18 protein-coding genes and 2 tRNA genes are annotated in these 15,587 nt (G+C 64.6%); 16 read left to right on the plus strand and 4 right to left on the minus strand.

Features of this window, described 5'->3' with window-relative positions:
* Nucleotides 1-94: 94 nt before the first annotated feature.
* The 3 genes from I6F31_RS23205 to I6F31_RS23215 all read right to left on the minus strand — a co-directional run bounded on the left by I6F31_RS23205 (nt 95) and on the right by I6F31_RS23215 (nt 1,620).
* Nucleotides 95-298 carry a hypothetical protein gene (locus I6F31_RS23205; RefSeq protein WP_036026980.1) on the minus strand — a complete coding sequence of 68 codons (204 nt, stop codon included), beginning with the start codon at nt 296-298 and terminating at the stop codon, nt 95-97.
* A gap of 802 nt (nt 299-1,100) precedes the next feature.
* Nucleotides 1,101-1,451 (minus strand): RidA family protein, encoded by a 351-nt coding sequence (locus I6F31_RS23210; protein ID WP_085969234.1) that lies wholly within the window; start codon nt 1,449-1,451, stop codon nt 1,101-1,103.
* Between the two features lie 94 nt (nt 1,452-1,545).
* Nucleotides 1,546-1,620: transfer RNA gene (locus tag I6F31_RS23215), tRNA-Thr, on the minus strand.
* A 317-nt stretch (nt 1,621-1,937) separates the two neighbouring features.
* On the opposite strand from I6F31_RS23215, the gene I6F31_RS23220 reads away from it, so the two are divergent.
* The 13 genes from I6F31_RS23220 to I6F31_RS23280 all read left to right on the plus strand — a co-directional run bounded on the left by I6F31_RS23220 (nt 1,938) and on the right by I6F31_RS23280 (nt 11,325).
* Nucleotides 1,938-2,126, plus strand: a complete 189-nt coding sequence (locus I6F31_RS23220; protein WP_036014369.1) for a hypothetical protein — start codon at nt 1,938-1,940, stop codon at nt 2,124-2,126.
* A 39-nt stretch (nt 2,127-2,165) separates the two neighbouring features.
* Nucleotides 2,166-3,872: an FAD-dependent oxidoreductase gene (locus I6F31_RS23225; protein WP_036026983.1), complete on the plus strand. Its 1,707-nt coding sequence runs from the start codon at nt 2,166-2,168 to the stop codon at nt 3,870-3,872.
* A gap of 126 nt (nt 3,873-3,998) precedes the next feature.
* Nucleotides 3,999-4,307, plus strand: a complete 309-nt coding sequence (locus tag I6F31_RS23230) for an EthD family reductase (protein WP_036014366.1) — start codon at nt 3,999-4,001, stop codon at nt 4,305-4,307.
* A gap of 191 nt (nt 4,308-4,498) precedes the next feature.
* Entirely contained in the window at nt 4,499-5,008 is a 510-nt protein-coding gene (locus tag I6F31_RS23235) for a hypothetical protein (RefSeq protein WP_036014365.1), read from the plus strand.
* A 150-nt stretch (nt 5,009-5,158) separates the two neighbouring features.
* Nucleotides 5,159-5,983, plus strand: coding sequence for an alpha/beta hydrolase (locus I6F31_RS23240; RefSeq protein WP_036026985.1), 825 nt, complete (start codon nt 5,159-5,161; stop codon nt 5,981-5,983).
* A gap of 142 nt (nt 5,984-6,125) precedes the next feature.
* Nucleotides 6,126-6,569 carry a DUF2948 family protein gene (locus I6F31_RS23245; RefSeq protein WP_036014359.1) on the plus strand — a complete coding sequence of 148 codons (444 nt, stop codon included), beginning with the start codon at nt 6,126-6,128 and terminating at the stop codon, nt 6,567-6,569.
* 139 nt (nt 6,570-6,708) lie between these two features.
* Nucleotides 6,709-8,004, plus strand: coding sequence for a histidinol dehydrogenase (gene hisD / locus I6F31_RS23250; protein WP_225186161.1), 1,296 nt, complete (start codon nt 6,709-6,711; stop codon nt 8,002-8,004).
* Entirely contained in the window at nt 8,001-8,498 is a 498-nt protein-coding gene (locus I6F31_RS23255; protein WP_025032375.1) for a UPF0262 family protein, read from the plus strand. Before hisD ends, I6F31_RS23255 begins: the two co-directional genes overlap by 4 nt.
* 5 nt (nt 8,499-8,503) lie before the next feature.
* Complete coding sequence (locus tag I6F31_RS23260; protein WP_225126905.1) at nt 8,504-8,971, plus strand: arsenate reductase ArsC; 468 nt, start codon at nt 8,504-8,506, stop codon at nt 8,969-8,971.
* Between the two features lie 154 nt (nt 8,972-9,125).
* Entirely contained in the window at nt 9,126-9,755 is a 630-nt protein-coding gene (locus tag I6F31_RS23265) for a Maf-like protein (RefSeq protein WP_057027605.1), read from the plus strand.
* A 166-nt stretch (nt 9,756-9,921) separates the two neighbouring features.
* Complete coding sequence (yacG, locus tag I6F31_RS23270; RefSeq protein WP_036027000.1) at nt 9,922-10,104, plus strand: DNA gyrase inhibitor YacG; 183 nt, start codon at nt 9,922-9,924, stop codon at nt 10,102-10,104.
* 186 nt (nt 10,105-10,290) lie between these two features.
* Nucleotides 10,291-10,366: transfer RNA gene (locus I6F31_RS23275), tRNA-Phe, on the plus strand.
* A gap of 239 nt (nt 10,367-10,605) precedes the next feature.
* Nucleotides 10,606-11,325, plus strand: coding sequence for a hypothetical protein (locus I6F31_RS23280; RefSeq protein WP_036027003.1), 720 nt, complete (start codon nt 10,606-10,608; stop codon nt 11,323-11,325).
* A 109-nt stretch (nt 11,326-11,434) separates the two neighbouring features.
* Here the strand turns inward: I6F31_RS23280 and I6F31_RS23285 are convergent, their stop codons facing one another.
* On the minus strand, nt 11,435-12,376 hold the full coding sequence (locus I6F31_RS23285; protein WP_225126902.1) for a GlxA family transcriptional regulator: 942 nt from the start codon (nt 12,374-12,376) through the stop codon (nt 11,435-11,437).
* Nucleotides 12,377-12,523: 147 nt separating this feature from the next.
* Between I6F31_RS23285 and I6F31_RS23290 the strand changes: the two genes are divergently transcribed.
* The 3 genes from I6F31_RS23290 to I6F31_RS23300 all read left to right on the plus strand — a co-directional run bounded on the left by I6F31_RS23290 (nt 12,524) and on the right by I6F31_RS23300 (nt 15,548).
* Nucleotides 12,524-13,543, plus strand: a complete 1,020-nt coding sequence (locus I6F31_RS23290) for an alcohol dehydrogenase (RefSeq protein ID WP_225147319.1) — start codon at nt 12,524-12,526, stop codon at nt 13,541-13,543.
* A gap of 63 nt (nt 13,544-13,606) precedes the next feature.
* Nucleotides 13,607-14,431 (plus strand): alpha/beta hydrolase, encoded by an 825-nt coding sequence (locus tag I6F31_RS23295; RefSeq protein WP_050996003.1) that lies wholly within the window; start codon nt 13,607-13,609, stop codon nt 14,429-14,431.
* Between the two features lie 484 nt (nt 14,432-14,915).
* Nucleotides 14,916-15,548: a DUF1326 domain-containing protein gene (locus I6F31_RS23300; RefSeq protein WP_036014350.1), complete on the plus strand. Its 633-nt coding sequence runs from the start codon at nt 14,916-14,918 to the stop codon at nt 15,546-15,548.
* The last annotated feature ends 39 nt before the right edge of the window (nt 15,549-15,587 follow it).

A 15,587-nucleotide genomic window follows, 5' to 3' on the forward strand; every position in this document is an offset into this window, starting at 1 on the left:
TGCGAAACCCATCATGTTTCGTGGCTCGACAAGGAGCAGATGGGTTTCGTTTCGCTCTACCCATCCTACGGGCTACTGAGATCCTCGACGCGCATCACGACTTGTCGTGCGCGTACTTCTCCAGGACCAGCCGATTATACTCGTCCCTGACGGCTCTGCGGGAAACATGTCCCTTCCGGTCCTTGGCGATTTTCAAAAGATCAGGATCGGTCGGTGCTTTTGATTTCCGCCGAAATCTCGCAAGAAGAGGAATCGTCGGCTCCGACATCCTTCCAAACAGGCGGTCGAACCATCCCATCGTGTCCTCCCGGACAGGTCGCGAGCGAAAAGACTAGCACCATGAAATGAGGGGTCAACGTGCCGTGTGGCCGCAACCTTTCGAAGAGGCGCAACCGGAAGGACACCGATCGCAACGCTTCTGGCCCGTCGGGCAAAACACCGCCTCTCCCGCGCAGCCCCCGTCAATCCCTTCCCGCAAATATATTCCACTTTACCGAAATTCGGAATTGCAGTATCCATCGCTCATCCCGGCCCAGGGAGAGGGGCGATCGTACGTCGTCACGAACGAGGGCCAGGGTGCGGTGGACGCGGCTGCGTCGGGCACGCGGGGCGGGACCAGGGCGAGATGAACCTCGTGAGGTCTCACAGCGTGCGGAACGGACGGCGCCAACATCCGGCGAAGCCTCTTGGCGGAGCCGGAAGCTGCGTACGGCAAAACCGTGTGGTCCTGACCGTCGTTGCTACGGTCAAGCCTTGCGGAGATGCATCTGGGCTCAACCGGGCCTTGAGGCATCGTCAATTCGCGAGGTGACGGAGGCCAGAAGGAACTCGGCTCCGGGGAGAGCAGGCATAAGCCGTCAAACCACTGCGCAGGGAAGGCCGTGTGTTGGGCTTCACCTGTATGCCGCTGTGCAGTTTTCTGCGTGTGCTGTCGCACAGCGGACCGTGGGTGCCAGCCGGCACCCGGCCTTCCCTGCGCCCTCTTCATAGAAGAGGGACAAGGAAACGAGCAAAACTCGGGCGTTTCGGGCCGCGAGAATGCCAAGCCATGTATGGAAGACTGACGAAACGACCGAGCTTGCTCTTCTCGCCCGTGAGGATCAGCGGCGCGCGGCGATCGCCGTCAGCTCCAGCTTGACGCCCGGGCCGAGATCCGCAACGCCGATCGCGGCACGCGCCGGCAGATGCTCCGCGGTGAAATAGCGCTTCCACACCTGGTTGAACGCGGCCTTCTCAGTGAGGTCGGCCACGAAGATCGTCACCTGCAGAACGCAGGACAGATCGGAGCCGGCCCCCTCGAGCAGGGTCTTCAACTGGCGCAGCACATCCTCGGCCTGGCCGGCCATGTCGAGCCCGGCATCTTCAGGGACGATGCCGCCGAGATAGAGCACGCCATTATGCTCGACGATCTCGTGGAGCAGTCCTTCATAGGGCAGGGAGCGTGTGATCACGATCGCATCCATGGGTGTTGCGGGCGCGCTGGCCAGGCACAAGGCTTGGTTCAACAAGGCTTGGTTCAACACGGCTCGCGTCGGTGAGGAAAGCTGGTGCTGCCAGACAGGATTGAACTGTCGACCTCTCCATTACCAATGGAGTGCTCTACCACTGAGCTACGGCAGCATGTGCTGGGACAAGAATCGGCCGCCCGAGGGGCCTACCAAGCGGGCCGATATCTGCCACAAGCCCCCCTCCTGCGCAAGCTTGCTAGCCCCGCCAAAACGAGAAAATCGGGCCGATATCGGCGCCAAAATGCCCGTTTTCGTCCGGACTGACCGCCTTCATGCCGATTCGGGGTCTGATGTCCCTGCCCAACTGGTCAGTTGGCCGGGGAGCCGGATTCGATCCATCTCGCGTTTCGCAAGGGTCCTATCGCCTCACCCTCTTGAGCTGCCACACTTCGATGGCATCCTGTGGCCGGTTGTTGTGATGGAGCCGCGATGGGCGACGAGACTGACAAGAGCGCGAGGCAGCCGAGGGCGTCCCGGGACGACCGGCTGAAATCGGCGCTGCGCGAAAACCTGAAGCGGCGGAAGTTGCAGGCGCGCGAACGCGCCGCAAGCACCGACCCCTCGCAGAACGACGATGGTTCCCTAAATGAGGGGGCCGCCGGCAAGACCTCTCGTTGAACGCCGGCGGCTGGAGATTTTGGAGTGCATGCAGTGGCCATGGGGCAGGACGAAACACAACGAACCGACCGTGATGCGCAGCTGTTGCGGTTCACGCGCCCCGAGCAGACCTTTCCGGCGCTGACGCCCGCCGAGATCGAACGGATCAGGCACTTCGGCGAAATCCGCACCTACGCGGACGGCGAATTGCTGTTCGAGACCGGCAAGCCCGGGCCCGGCATGTTCGTGGTGCTGGCGGGCCACGTCGCCATCACCCAGCGCGATGGTCTCGGCCACGTCACGCCCGTGATCGATCAGGGGCCGGGGCAATTCCTGGCCGAGCTTGGCCAGCTCTCGGGCAGGCCGGCGCTGGTCGACGGCCGCGCCGAAGGCAATGTCGAGGTGCTGCTCGTCCCGCCGGACCGGCTGCGCGCGCTGCTGGTGGCCGAAGCCGAGCTTGGCGAGCGCATCATGCGCGCGCTGATCCTGCGCCGGGTCAATCTGATCCAGGGCGGCATCGGCGGCCCCGTGCTGATCGGGCCGTCGAACTCCGCCGGCGTGGTGCGCCTGCAGGGCTTTCTCACCCGCAATGGCCAGCCGCATCATCTGCTCGATCCCGAGAGCGAGCATGACGCCGCCGAACTGATCGCGCGCTATTCGCCGAAGCCGGAGGATTGGCCGCTCGTCGTCACGGCCGGCGGCACGGTGCTGCGCAATCCCAGCGAGACCGAGCTCGGCCGCGCCATCGGCATGATCGGCGGGGCCAAGGACGACCGTATCTACGATGTCGCCATCGTCGGCTGCGGGCCGGCGGGGCTCGCGACTGCGGTCTACGCTGCGTCCGAAGGTCTCTCGGTCGCGGTCGTCGACACCCGCGCCTTCGGCGGCCAAGCCGGCGCCAGTGCGCGCATCGAGAACTATCTGGGCTTCCCGACCGGCATCTCCGGCCAGGCGCTGGCGGGCCGCGCCTTCACCCAGGCGCAGAAGTTCGGCGCCGACATCATGATTCCGATGTCGGTGAGCTCGCTGGATTGCTCGCGCGTCAATGGCACCTTCGCGCTGGCGCTGGATTGCGGCGAAACCTTGCGCTCCCGTTCGGTGGTGGTCGCCAGCGGCGCGCGCTATCGCCGTCCCGATATCGCCAACCTCGAGAAGTTCGAGGGCCGCGGCGTCTGGTACTGGGCATCGCCCGTGGAGGCGCGGCTCTGCGCCGGCGAGGAGGTGGCTCTGGTCGGCGCCGGCAATTCGGCTGGCCAGGCCGCCGTGTTCCTGTCGGGCCATGCGAAAAAAGTGCTGATGATCATCCGCGGCGGCGGCTTGGGCGCCAGCATGTCGCGCTATCTCATCGAGCGCATCGAAGCGACCCCGAACATCGAACTGATGTTCAACACCGAGATCACCGCGCTCGAGGGCGACGAGGCCTCGCTGCTGCGGCGCATCCGCTGGAAGAGCCGGCTGTCGGATGACGAGGATTCCGCCGACATCCGCAATCTCTTCCTGTTCGTCGGCGCCGATCCCGCCACGTCCTGGCTCGACGGTTGCGGCGTGACGCTCGATCGCGGCGGCTTCGTCGTCACGGGCGCGCAGTCGGAGCAGAACCAGGGCAAGCTGGTGGCGCCGCTGGAGACCTCCGTGCCCGGCGTCTACGCCGTTGGCGACGTCCGCTCCGGCTCGGTCAAGCGCGTCGGCGGCGCCATCGGCGAAGGCGCGCAGGTCGTTGCGTCCCTGCACGGCTATCTCGGCGACGCCGCAAAACCGGCGCTTTAGTCAAGGACAAGGCAAGGCAATGGCAAGCCGCAAGGGACTTGCCATTGCGCTGCGTCCCGCGAGACTATCGCCTCGTCGCGAGGTCAATCGCGCGTGGAAAAACAAAGATTCCCCAGGGAGGACCAAATGGCTGAAGTCGTCGTGCTCTACAAGACACCCAAGGATGCTGCCGCCTTCGACAAATACTATGCCGAGACGCACATCCCGCTCGCCAAGAAGCTTCCCGGCCTGAAGAACTACGCCGTCAGCAAGGGGCCGGTCGCATCTCCCGCAGGTCCTTCCGGAATCCACCTCGTCGCCATCCTCACCTTCGACAGCGTGGCCGACGTTCAGGCCGCCTTTGCCAGCCCGGAAGGCAAGGCGACCGGCGCCGACGTGCCGAAATTCGCCAGCGGCGGTGCCGACATCCTGATCTTCGATACCAAGAACGTGTGAGTTCGATTCAACTTTCGTCGAAAGCCTGCCGTCGTTTGTGACAGCGCTGCAAAAAGTTCAGCCATGCGTTTTTCGATTTCGCACGATGACGCATGGCTGCGCTCATGCATGTGACGACAACGCAGGTGGTAATCCGATGAGGACCGTAATACTATTCTCGTCACCTCAACGCCGAGAGTAGGAGAGATGTCATGGTGCTTGGCCTAAGCCTGCCCGCCCTTACGCTGATCCATGTCATCATCAGCCTGATTGCCATCGTCGCCGGGCTTGTCGTGATGTTCGGCCTGCTTGGCTCGAAGTCGATGCCGGGCCTGACTGCGATCTTCCTGCTGTTCACCATTCTCACCAGTGCGACTGGTTTCCTGTTTCCATTCAAGGAGCTGCTGCCCTCGCACATCATCGGCATCATCTCGCTGGTGCTGCTCGCGATTGCCTGTTTCGCGCTCTACGGCATGAAGCTCGGCGGCGTCTGGCGCCCGGTCTACATCGTCACCGCGATGATCTCGCTCTATTTCAACGTCTTCGTGCTGGTGATCCAGTCGTTCCTCAAGGTGCCCGCACTTGCCGCGCTCGCGCCCGCCGTGCCCCCGGCGCCGCCATCGGGGCCGGTCTTCGCCGTGGTGCAGGGCATCGTGCTGGTGTTCTTCGTCGTGCTGACCATCGGCGCCTGGCGCCGCTACAAGCCCCTGGCGTTTGCCTGATTGGCCCCTCTCGTCATTCCGGCCATCGCACAGCGATAAACTCTGGTGCGCAATCGCGCACCTGAGAATCCCGATTTAACAATCTCCAGATTCCGGGTTCGCGCTGACGCGCGTCCCGGAATGACGTCTCTCATTGAAAGGAGCCCCACCATGCCCACCATCACCACCAAAGACGGCGTCGAGATCTTCTACAAGGACTGGGGCTCGGGCCAGCCGATCGTGTTCAGCCATGGCTGGCCGCTGTCCTCGGACGATTGGGACGCGCAGATGATGTACTTCGTCACGCGCGGCTATCGCGTCATCGCCCATGACCGCCGCGGCCACGGCCGCTCGGCGCAGGTCGCCGACGGCCACGACATGGATCATTATGCCGACGATCTCGCCGCGCTCACCGCGCATCTCGACCTCAAGAACGCCCTCCATGTCGGCCATTCCACCGGCGGCGGCGAGGTCGTGCACTACATCGCCCGTCACGGCGAGAGCCGCGTCGCGAAGGCCGCGATCCTCTCCGCGGTGCCGCCGCTGATGGTGCAGACCGCAGCCAATCCCGGAGGCCTGCCGAAGAGCGTGTTCGACGATTTCCAGGCCCAGCTTGCCGCCGGCCGCTCGGCCTTCTACCGCGACATCGCCGCCGGCCCGTTCTACGGCTACAACCGCCCCGGCGCAAAACCGCTGGAAGCGGTGATCGAGAACTGGTGGCGCCAGGGCATGATGGGTGGCGCGAAAGCGCATTACGACGGCATCGTCGCGTTCTCGCAAACCGATTTCACTGAGGATCTGAAGAAGATCAACGTGCCGGTTCTGGTGATGCATGGCGACGACGACCAGATCGTGCCATACGCGGACTCGGCGCCGCTCTCGGCCAAGCTGCTCAAGAAAGGCGTCCTGAAGACCTACAAGGGATTCCCCCACGGCATGCCGACCACGCATGCCGAGACGATCAACGCGGATCTCCTGGCGTTCTTCAGGGAGTGAGGTTTCACGACTCTCACCCTCCCTTGTTGTGGGAATGGGTGGCTCGCCGTGTAGCGGCGAGCCGGACGAGGGCTTAACTTGTGTGTGGAAATTTCGGGGCTCGTGCGCGTTGAGCCCCGTCCACTCCAGGAGAGGCGCGGCGATGTCGCCCCAGCTCAAACTGATCGCTCTCGACGCCGACGACCTCGCCGTGATCTCGACCCATGTCCAGGACGCCCGCGTCCAGGCTTCCGATATCATTTGGCGGCAGGGCGAGAAACGGCTTGTGGTCGGAATGAGCCGGCTGGACTGGGAGCAGACCTTGGAGGGCGAGACCGAGCCGCGCCGGCTGGTCGCAGCGCTCCGTTTCGACCGTGTGCTCGCCTGCAAGTCGCGCAACATTGACCTCGCCGCGCCGGACAAGATCCTGGATCTCGTCGGCATTGAATTTCACCCCCGGGACGGCCGCGCCGAGGAGCCCGGCGGCAGCGCCCTGCTTTTGTTCGCCCAGGGCGGCGCCATCCGCCTGGACGTCGAGTGTCTGGAATGCGAGCTGACCGATCTCGGGGCCGACACGCTGGGCACTGGAGTCCAGGGGGAGGGCTGAAGAGGCCGTATACCAGCCGAATGGGCCCTGGCTGGGATGGCATCTGCCGAGGGTTGACGCAGCTTTCCCGCCGCGCCATTGAGCAGGGGACCTGGTGCGCCGACCCGCCCCTCAAGACCAGCCGGAAGCCAAGCGAAACATGCCCGTTCGCCTCGACCGCAGCAGCGCCGATTTCGACCAGCGATTCGCCGCCTTCCTCGCCGCCAAGCGCGAGGCGTCGGCCGACGTCGAGGCCGCCGCGCGCGCGATCGTCGACGACGTGGCCAAGCGTGGCGACGCCGCCCTGCTCGAGGCGACGGCCAAGTTCGACCGCTTGAGGCTGGACGCATCCTCCTTGCGCGTCTCCGCCGCCGAGATCGAGGCCGCCGTGAAGGCCTGCGAGCCTGCGACGCTGGATGCACTCAAGCTCGCGCGCGACCGCATCGAGACCTATCACCGCCGCCAACTGCCGAAAGACGAGCGCTTCACCGACCCGCTCGGCGTCGAGCTTGGTTGGCGCTACACCGCGATCGAATCCGCCGGCCTCTACGTCCCCGGCGGCACGGCGGCCTATCCGTCCTCGGTGCTGATGAATGCCGTGCCGGCGAAAGTCGCCGGCGTGTCGCGCCTCGTGATGGTGGTGCCCTCGCCGGACGGCAAGCTCAATCCGCTGGTCCTGGCGGCCGCCCATCTCGGCGGCGTCACCGAGATCTACCGTGTCGGTGGTGCGCAGGCGGTGGCCGCGCTCGCGCACGGCACCGCGACCATCGCGCCGGTCGCCAAGATCGTCGGGCCCGGCAACGCGTATGTCGCCGCCGCCAAGCGGCTGGTGTTCGGCAAGGTCGGTATCGACATGATCGCCGGCCCCTCGGAGGTGCTCGTCATCGCCGACGACACCGGCAACGCCGATTGGATCGCCGCCGACCTGCTGGCACAGGCCGAGCACGACGCCAGCGCGCAGTCGATCCTGATCACGGACTCGGCGCGCCTTGCCGCCGACGTCGAGAAGGCGGTCGAAGCGCAGCTGAAGACGCTGCCGCGCGCCGCGATCGCCAGTGCGTCCTGGGCCGATTTCGGCGCCGTGATCATGGTGAAGAACCTGGGCGAGGCCATCCCGCTCGCGGACGCCATCGCGGCCGAGCATCTCGAGATCATGACCGTCGATCCCGACGCGCTCGCTGCGAAAATCCGCAATGCCGGCGCGGTGTTCCTCGGGCCGCACACGCCCGAAGCGATCGGCGATTACGTCGGCGGCTCCAATCACGTGCTGCCGACGGCGCGCTCGGCGCGGTTTTCCTCCGGCCTCTCGGTGCACGACTTCACGAAGCGCACCTCGATCCTGAAATGCGGGCCCGACCAATTGCGTGCGCTGGGACCTGCCGCGATGACGCTCGGCAAGGCGGAGGGGCTGGACGCCCATTCCCGCTCGATTGGATTGCGCCTCAATCTGTCATGACAAAGCCGCCCGCACAGGACGACTCGACCAATCGCATCGTCGGCGTCACGCTGGACGAGGAATCCATCGGCCGTTCCGGGCCCGACATCGAGCACGAGCGCGCGATCGCGATCTACGATCTGATCGAGCAGAACCTGTTTGCGCCCGAGGGTGCGGACGGCAAGGGCCCGTTCACGCTGCATATCGGCATCACCGGCAACCGGCTGATGTTCGACATCCGCCGCGAGGACGGCACGCCCGTGGTCGCGCATCTGTTGTCGCTGACGCCGTTCCGGCGGATCGTGAAGGATTATTTCATGATCTGCGACAGCTATTACCAGGCGATCCGCACCGCGACCCCCGACAAGATCGAGGCCATCGACATGGGCCGCCGCGGCATCCATGACGAAGGATCGCGCACGCTGCAGGAGCGGCTGAAAGGCAAGGTGCGGGTCGACTTCGAGACCTCGCGCCGGCTGTTCACGCTCATTACTGTCCTGCACTGGAAGGGCTGAGCGCGATGGCGGATCCGCCACGCGCACGCGATCCTCAGTCGGTGCTGTTCGCCTGTGCGATGAACAGCGTGCGCTCGCCGATGGCCGCGAGCCTGTTGCAGCACATGTTTCCGCAAGGGCTCTATGTGAAGTCGGCCGGCACCAAGAAGGGCGAGCTCGATCCCTTCGCCGTCGCCGTGATGGGCGAGCTCGGCCAGGACATCTCCGGCCACAAGCCGCAGACCTTCGAGGAGCTGGAGGATTGGGAGGGACTGAATTTCGACCTCATCATCACGCTCTCGCCCGAGGCGCATCACAAGGCGCTGGAGCTGACGCGAACGCTCGCGGCCGAGGTCGAATACTGGCCGACGCAGGATCCCACCACCATCGAAGGCAGCCGCGACCAGAAGTTAGCTGCCTATCGCGAGGTCTGCGATCAGCTTCTGATGCGCATCCGGCGGCGCTTCGCCAAGGTCGGCGCGGCGAACGGGTAGCATCAGCCCTCCGTAACACCCGCGTCACAGAGAGCAGGCACAGCCGTGGCGGATACCTCGAATCACCAAACTCCGGTTCCCGGGTTGTGAAATCGGCCCCCTTCCGATAGGTTCCGCGCGCAATTCACCCCTGCCTCATCTTCCAAATCACCTGATGCTTGGCCGCCCCAAATTCGTACTTGCCTCCGGCTCGCCGCGTCGGCTGTCGCTGCTCAACCAGGCCGGCATCGAGCCGGATGCGCTCCGGCCGGCCGACGTCGACGAGACGCCGAAGCGGGGCGAGCTGCCGCGCGCCTGCGCCAACCGGCTGGCCAGGGCCAAGGCCGACGCTGCGCTGAAGTCGGTGCAGCTCGACGACGAGCTGCGCGGCGCCTTCATCCTCGCCGCCGACACGGTGGTGGCGGTCGGCCGCCGCATCCTGCCGAAGGCCAATCTGGTCGACGAGGCCGCGCAGTGCCTGCGGCTGCTGTCGGGCCGCAACCACCGCGTCTACACCGCGATCTGCCTGGTCACGCCGCGCGAGGCTTTCCGCCAGCGTCTGGTCGAGACGCGCGTGCGCTTCAAGCGCCTGTCCGAGGACGACATCCAGGCCTATATCGGCTCCGGCGAATGGCGCGGCAAAGCCGGCGGCTACGCCGTGCAGGGCATCGCCGGATCCTTCGTGGTCAAGATGGTGGGGTCCTACACCAACGTCGTCGGCCTGCCGCTGTACGAGACCACGACGCTGCTCGGCGGCGAGGGCTTTCCGATCCGCTTCGGCTGGCTCAATACCACCGCGGTGTGAGCCCAAGTGAGCCCAAGGGCCGCGCCGACAAAAACCTCGAAAACAACCCCATGCACAGTAGAATGGCCCTGCCGGGTCCGCGCCGCGGCGCATGCGCGGCTGCGCCAGGAACCCGTTTCCGGGCAGGCTCTTGAACCCCGTCACCCCGTGTAAGCTGCCGACATCCATGGACGACCAGGTCAACAAGCCCACCGGCCCGCTCAAAACCTGCCCGATCTGCGGCAAGCCGCAGACGCAGGCCACCCGTCCGTTCTGCTCCTCGCGCTGTCGCGACGTCGACCTGAACCGCTGGCTGAAGGGCTCCTACGTCATCCCCGGCCGCGACGACGAAACCGACGACGTCGAATAATCGAGCTATTTCAATGTACTAAGAGCGTCACTGAGGTGCCGAGCACCAGCCGCAGCAACCCCGCTCGATCTTGTGCACAGAGGGGCCGCGCCCGGCGCAGCCACTTGGCGAAGCCGGGTGGACAGGCCGCCTCGAGCCCACTATAAACCGCCCGCTCGATGGGCTTTGGCCCCTCTCTTGGAGCACGCCCAGGTAGCTCAGTTGGTAGAGCATGCGACTGAAAATCGCAGTGTCGGTGGTTCGATTCCGCCCCTGGGCACCAATCTACGCTTTTCCACACTGAAGCACGATCTCGTACGATAGCGCTTGCCAGATGACCGGCGCGAAGCGCGCTCGCGTTTTTCTTTTCTCTTCCTGGAGCTTGCCAAGAGGCATCTGGAAAACCCGGCGCGCGGCGGCGTCTGGAATCAAGGCATCTAAGTCGTTCGGCAGGCTTGGCCGACCGCCTAGGCTCCCGCTAAAGGCTGCGCGATCCCGCGCGGCTTCCGCAGGAGCCCAACCATGAAGCAACTCAAGGATATAGCCATCGAAGCCCATGGAGGCCTCGATCGGTGGCGGCAGTTCGAGCAGGTGTCGGCCGATCTTGTGCAGGGCGGCGTCCTGTGGTCCTTGAAGGGACAGGCAGTCACCCTCGAGCGGACCAACGTCACCGTGGGTCTGAAGAGGCAGTGGGCGTCACACGCTCCGTTCGGCGCTGACCATCGCCGCTCGCGCTTTGAGCCGAGCCGGGTGGCTCTGGAAGCAGACAACGGAACGGTTCTCGAAGAGCTGCTTGAGCCGCGCGCGAGCTTTGCCGGCCATGAGTTGCAAACGCCGTGGACTGAACTGCAACTCGCCTACTTCGCCGGCTGCGCGATGTGGACCTATCTGAACATGCCGTTCCTGCTTGCCTGGCCGAGACTTGAGACCGAGGAACTGGAGCCCTGGCCGACCGACAGCGGAGACTGGCGCCGCCTTGCGGTGCGATTTCCGGCAGAGATCGCGACGCACAGCACCGTGCAGACGCTCTATTTCGACGGTGAGGGGCTGCTGAAGCGCCACGACTACAACGTCGAGATCTCCGGCAACACGCCCGGCGCGCATATCATCGAAGACTACACGGAAGTCTCGGGCATCAAATTCCCGACGAAACGCCGGATCTATTCCCGCCAGCCAGACGGCAGCTTCAGCACCGAGCCCCTCGTCGTTTCGATCGATCTTTCCAACATCCGGCTCAGCTAGCGATGAGCCTTTGGAATCCAAACTCGACGGCGTGAGAAGCCGGTGGCCTTATGACGATTGATCCGACATGGGCCGCCTTCTCACACGCATTGCCGCGGTCGCGCGTCGATCATAGTGCGGCCAGCGGTCCGGCATCATTGCGGATGGCTCTAGGGACCTCCCCAAGCACGCGCGCAAACGCCAGACGCATCCGCTCTCGGTTCGCGAACCCCACCTCGCGAGCGATGACCTCGATCGGCAACCGACTTTGTTCCAGCATCAACTTCGCGGCTTCGACACGCAACGCTTCGACCGCCTTTGCGGGCGTGGTGCCGGTTTCCGCCCGAAACAGCCGCGTGAACTGCCGGGGGCTGAGGCACGCGGCCTCGGCAAGCTCGTCAACGGTGAGGTTTTCGGCAAGGTTCTGACGAGCGTAGTTCAGCACGCGCTGGACCCGATCTTCATTCGCGCCGAGGTCCAGCAAAGTGGAATGCTGGGACTGTCCGCCTGAGCGGCGATGGTACATGACCATGCCCTTCGCGACCGAACGGGCAATATCGGAGCCGTGGTCGCGCTCGATCATGCCCACGACCAGGTCCGTTCCCGCGGTCATGCCGGCTGACGTCCATATCGGTCCGTCCGCGATGAAGATCTTGTCCATGTCGACCTCGCAGCTGGGGAAACGGTCCTGCAGCGCCTGCGCGTAACGCCAATGCGTGGTGGCGCGCCGGCCGTTCAGCAAGCCCGCATCTCCCAGGACGAACGAGCCCAGGCAGATGGCGGCGACGCGGCGCGCGTCGCGAGCAGCAGCGCGAAGCAGCCGAACCAATCCCGGCGACGAGGTCGGTATCTCCAGGCCCGCGGCGACGATCAGCGTGTCATAGCGAGCATCGTCGATTGGGTCCGTCATGACCTGCATGCCGGATGACGAGGCGACCAGTCCTCCTTCCTCCGAGAGGACGCGCACGTCATAGACCTTCTCGCCGGCCTGCTTGTTGGCCACGTCGAACGCTGCGACGGCTCCGAAGCAGACGGGTTGGAAACTCGGGCAAAGGACGAGGCCGATCTTCATGCTTTCTCCGCGACGGTTGCTAATCGCCTAGATGGTCGTTCCAGCGATGTTTCGCCATGCATGGCCGGAATGATGGCATCTACGTCCTGTCGGCTTGGGCAGGCCGCTGGTAGCGCTCCGACAGGTTTTTCAGACCTTGGAGCTTTCATGTCGAGCGATCCGACGACATACAGCGCTGTTCAGGCCGTCGCGCCGGGACAGCTCGAACTGACGCAAAAGCCGCTTGTCGATCCCGGCCCCGGGCAGGTCCGCCTTCGCGTCGAGGCCTGCGGTGTCTGCCACTCCGACGCCGCGACCGTCGAAGGGGCTTTTCCGATCCAATGGCCGCGCGTGCCGGGCCACGAGGCTGTAGGCGTGATCGACGCGGTCGGCAGCAACGTCGAGGGTTGGACGCTCGGGCAGCGCGTCGGCATCGGCTTCCTCGGAGGTAGTTGCGGACACTGTGCAGAGTGCCGCGGCGGCGATCTCGTCAATTGCCGGAACCAGGAGTTCACCGGCGTTCATCATGACGGGGGCTACGCGCAGTACATGCTCGCGCGCTCAAGTGGCCTCGTGTCGATTCCCGATGGGCTCGCCTCGGAAGACGCCGCTCCGCTGCTCTGCGCCGGACTGACGACCTTCAGCGCGCTCCGCAACTCTCCCGCTCGCGCCGGCGATCTGGTCGCCGTGATCGGCATTGGCGGCCTCGGGCACCTCGCCGTGCAGTTCGCCCGGCGCATGGGCTTCGAGGTCGTGGCGATTGGGCGCGGACCGGACAAAGGTGGTCTCGCCGGAAAGCTTGGCGCCCACCATTATGTCGACAGCTCGAGCGTCGCGGTTGCTTCCGCGCTGCAGGATCTGGGCGGCGCGCAGCTCGTCGTCATCACCGCGTCAGGTGGTAGCGCTGTGGCAGACGCGGTGAAGGGGCTTCGGCCGCGCGGCCGGATCATCGCGCTCGGCGCATCTCCCGAACCTGCGGAGATCGCGACGTCCGACCTCCTGTTCGGCGAGCGTTCGATCGAAGGCGCCTTGACCGGCGATCCAGCGACCGCCGATGCCACCTTGCGGTTCAGCTCGCTCGCTGGCGTTGCCGCCATGATCGAGACGATGCCGCTAGAACGCGCGCCGGAAGCGTATCGCAAGATGATGGCGGGCGAAGCCCGCTTTCGCATCGTCCTCACCATGTAGATGCGCTGCCAATCATCAGGATCGACTCCGCATCAAGCAAATGCAACTCACAAAGGAGCAACCATGTCGCTCGAAACCGCTAGAACAGAATCTTTGAACGTCGGCGATGTGCGCTTCGCCTTCCGGCGGCTCGGCCCGACGGCCGGGACGCCGCTCATCCTGCTGCAGCACTTCACCGGGACGATGGATGCCTGGGATCCGGCAGTGGTGAATAGCCTTGCTGAAACGCGGCCGGTCATTGCGTTCAACAATCTCGGCATAGGCACCTCCACCGGCCGGACGCCCGACACGGTGGAGCAGATGGCCTCTGATGCCGAGACATTCATACGAGGCCTTGATCTGCCAAAGGTTGACCTCCTCGGCTTCTCCCTCGGCGGCATGCTCACCCAAGTGCTTGCCGTGCAGCACCCCGGCTTGATCCGCAAGCTCATCATCGCCGGCGCTGCACCGCGCGGGGGCGAGGAACATCTGCTCGCCGTAGTCGACGAAGCCTTCGCTCAAAGCGGGACGGATGTGCGGTTGCCCCTGTTCTTCACACCCTCCGAAGAAAGTCAGCGCGCCGGCCGCGCTTTCGTCGCCCGCGCAACCATGCGCAAGGAGGATCGTGATCCGGACAGCGGCGAGGATGTCAGCAACGCGCAGGCGAAGGCAATCATTGGCTGGTGCGCCAGGAAGCATGAAGGCGAAGCGACGCTCGGCGCCATCGCGCAGCCTACGCTCATCGTGCACGGCAGCGACGACACGATGTTTCCGAGCATCAACGCCTACAACATGTTCAAGGCTATGAAGAACGCCCAGCTCGTTCTCTATCCGGACTCCGGCCACGGCGCGCTGTTCCAGTATCCAGCGAGGTTCGTCGCCCATTGCCGAACCTTCCTGGACGAGTGAGGGAAGAGATCGATGCCAATCTTCAGCAACTGGCGATCGAAGCCCATGGCGGCCTCGATCGGTTTCGGCAGTTCTCGTTCCTCACGGCGCGGCTTCACCAATTTGGCATCCTCTGGAATCCGAAGGGAAAGCCGGACGTGCTCACTCATGCCAATACGTTCTTGTTGCTTGCTAGAAATTCTCTCGATATTTCAATTACAAGAGCGTCGGAGAGCGCATCCCGCCCCTGCGCACCACGCCCCGGACGTCGGACATCCCCCGAGCTGTAGCTGCCCCCGAGCCACGACCCTCGTCCGCTATACGCAGCCGGCCGCCGCTGATATGATCCTCCGACAGTAAACGGCAGCTCGCCACCAGACTATTTCTGCGATGCCGGCCTTCTGATCGGATCTCGATCCCGCTCGCGCCTTTTCGCATTGCTTCGACAAGAACGCTGAACAAATCCAACGGCTGCCGCGTCCCCGCTCACATCAGGAGATGTGCCATGGCTGCATCGGACTGGCGTCTCGAAGGCGAATGGATGAAGAACTGCACCTGTGCGTTCGGCTGCCCCTGCGATTTCAACGCACGGCCGACCCAAGGCTATTGCAAGGGATTGGTCGCCATGCGGATCGCCAAGGGACATTTCGAAGGGACCAGGCTCGATGGTCTCTGCTTTGCGATCACGGTCGATTTCCCCGGGCCGCTGCATGAGGGCAACGGGACAATCCAGCCCATCATCGACGAACGCGCCACGGCGGAGCAGCGACAGGCGTTGTTCGATATCTTCTCCGGTAAGCATTCGGCCGAAGGCACGCTGTTCCAGATCGTCAGCATGATCGTCACCAAGATCCATGATCCCGTGTTTGTGCCGTTCGAGTTCTCCTTCGACAAGGACGGACGCGTCGCAAGACTCGTCGCCAAGGGCGTGCTCGAGACCGATGTCGAGCCGATCAAGAATCCGGTGACCGGTGATCCGCACCGCATCCAGGTGGTCATGCCCGAAGGGTTCGAACATCGGGCGGCCGAGGTCGCATCCGCCGACATCCGCTCGACCGGCGCGATCCGGTTCGAGACCCGCGCTACGCATAGCTCGCTCGCCAATGTCGTGCAGACGCCCAAGGGCGTTGCGGCATGATGCGGCGCTGACACCGACACGAGATCTCGGTGTCAGCTC

Source organism: Bradyrhizobium sp. NBAIM01 (genome assembly GCF_020194115.1).
Lineage (GTDB): Bacteria > Pseudomonadota > Alphaproteobacteria > Rhizobiales > Xanthobacteraceae > Bradyrhizobium > Bradyrhizobium yuanmingense.